Genomic DNA, 1,639 nt, shown 5'->3' with positions numbered 1-1,639 from the left:
CGGTGCGGCGGGCATCGACGGCACCCCGCAGGTCGAGTTCGACGCGGTAGGAGTGCACGTCGAGTGCGCGGGCGCGGGCGGCAGTTTCGGCACGGGTCAGATTCGCGGAGCTCACGAGTCCCGATCCTGCCACCACGCACCCGGACTCGGCGGTATTAGCGGCTGTCGGGCACCGATCGCCTCCGCAGCCGGTGGCGCGGGACATCCGATGAGTCGTTCGAGATCTCCGCTGTCGGTGTCGAGCGCACCCAAGGCGATGTCTGCGTCCGAGTCGGCGAGGACGGTGGCGAACTGTGCGGGCACTCCGGCGATCTCGAGGATCCTCGAGTGCTCCTCCTTCGGCAGATCCGTGTAGGTGACGGGCACGCCGACGATGCCGGAGTGGACCTCTGCCAGTTCGGTGCAGGTCGCTCGCCGACCGCCGAGTTCGTAGACGACACCGGCGTGTCCCCATTCTCGTCGTTCTTCCGGCACCAGTCGTTGCGAAGGAACGCGTGGTCGATGTCGGAGCGGCGAGCCGTTCCTCGGTGGCCTCGTGTTCACCGGCGAGGATCAACGGGCTGGGGGCGACGAGCAGAAGGGAGGTGTCGGTGATGAACGCGACGCCCGTGGTCTTCGCAGCGTCGAGGATGTCGGTGTGCCGAGGTGGTCGCTGCTCCACTTCGCGGCCGGACATGAGGAGCAGCTCGTCGACATCGTCGCCGCGCAGGACGAGTACGACCGCACCCACTGATCCGGCGGGATCGATTCTCCCGATGACGCCTGCGCGGTGGGGTGTCCTCCGTCGAACAGAACACCGCCCGACGGAGGACAGCTCGAGGGGCGTCACGTCCCATAGGGACGCCGCCGCGGACGAGAGCGAACCCGCTCCTCCGGACCCGGTTCGGGGATCGGAACCCGAATCGGTGGTCGCACCTCCCAGTGCACCGGGAAGTCCGCTTTACGACTCAGCAGCGGTGGCGCAGCGCCGGAAAGCGACAGGCTCACCGTGAGCTCGCCGGCATCGCACTCGATGAAGTCGACTGCGCCGTGCCGAAGCGAGATGCTGGTGTGTCCCATCGCGAAGACGACGTCGAAATCGAAGTCGACGCGCGCCGATTCCTGGTTCTCGACGAGCAACGCCACGTAGGCGGAGCGACGGACCGGAATCCGGTAGGGATCCTGAATGGTCGCGACCACCCGGCGACCCGGGTCCGCCCGGGTGGCTCGAGCCGCGCCCATCACCTCCTGTAGGGTTCCGAGTCCTTTCGCGAACAGCGGGCCGGGATCGTCGTCGAGAAGACTCAGGGCCGTGGCCAGGATCCGATTTTCGACGAGCTTCAGGGCCGCCCGGGGAAGACGCGCGCCGCGCGTCCCGTCCGCGAGTCCCCGGCGGGGGAGGTTCGACGTCATCTGCTCGGTCAGAGCGGCGTCGTCGGCGCTGTCGAACACCAGCGATCGAAGGGTGGTGTGAGTCTCGACGGTGGTCATGACTCCTCCTGGTTCGAGATTCTCAGTTCGAGATGGATGGAGCGGGTAGATAGTGGATCCTCTGGCATATCGACCACGACGGGTGTTGCGGCGAGCCGGGTTTCGAAGCGGGTGACGAGGTCGCGGCGTGATGTGTACCGCCGGTGGGCACGGCCGCGGACCCCTCACC

Annotated in this window: 3 protein-coding genes; 1 reads left to right on the top strand and 2 read right to left on the bottom strand. The window is 67.4% G+C overall.

The window, feature by feature from the left end; genetic code table 11:
- Positions 1-111: 111 nt before the first annotated feature.
- The gene (locus R1101_RS31220; RefSeq protein WP_016935556.1) at positions 112-474 is read right to left on the bottom strand and encodes a hypothetical protein; all 363 of its coding nucleotides are present in this window, start codon (positions 472-474) and stop codon (positions 112-114) included.
- 61 nt (positions 475-535) lie between these two features.
- Between R1101_RS31220 and R1101_RS31215 the strand changes: the two genes are divergently transcribed.
- Positions 536-733, top strand: a complete 198-nt coding sequence (locus R1101_RS31215) for a hypothetical protein (protein ID WP_016935555.1) — start codon at positions 536-538, stop codon at positions 731-733.
- 92 nt (positions 734-825) lie between these two features.
- On the opposite strand, the gene R1101_RS0123045 is transcribed toward R1101_RS31215, so the two are convergent.
- Complete coding sequence (locus R1101_RS0123045) at positions 826-1,470, bottom strand: hypothetical protein (RefSeq protein ID WP_016935554.1); 645 nt, start codon at positions 1,468-1,470, stop codon at positions 826-828.
- Positions 1,471-1,639: the final 169 nt, after the last annotated feature.

Origin of the sequence: Rhodococcus sp. R1101 (genome assembly GCF_000278445.1) — a bacterium.
In the GTDB taxonomy this organism is placed as follows: Bacteria; Actinomycetota; Actinomycetes; order Mycobacteriales; family Mycobacteriaceae; genus Rhodococcus; species Rhodococcus gordoniae.
Note: the sequence above shows the minus strand (reverse complement) of the source record. Positions and strands in the feature narration are given on the sequence as shown.

Coding starts and splice junctions, on each gene's coding strand:
- R1101_RS0123045 (WP_016935554.1), bottom strand. CDS start 1,470: ATGACCACCGTCGAGACTCACACCACCCTTCGATCGCTGGTGTTCGAC.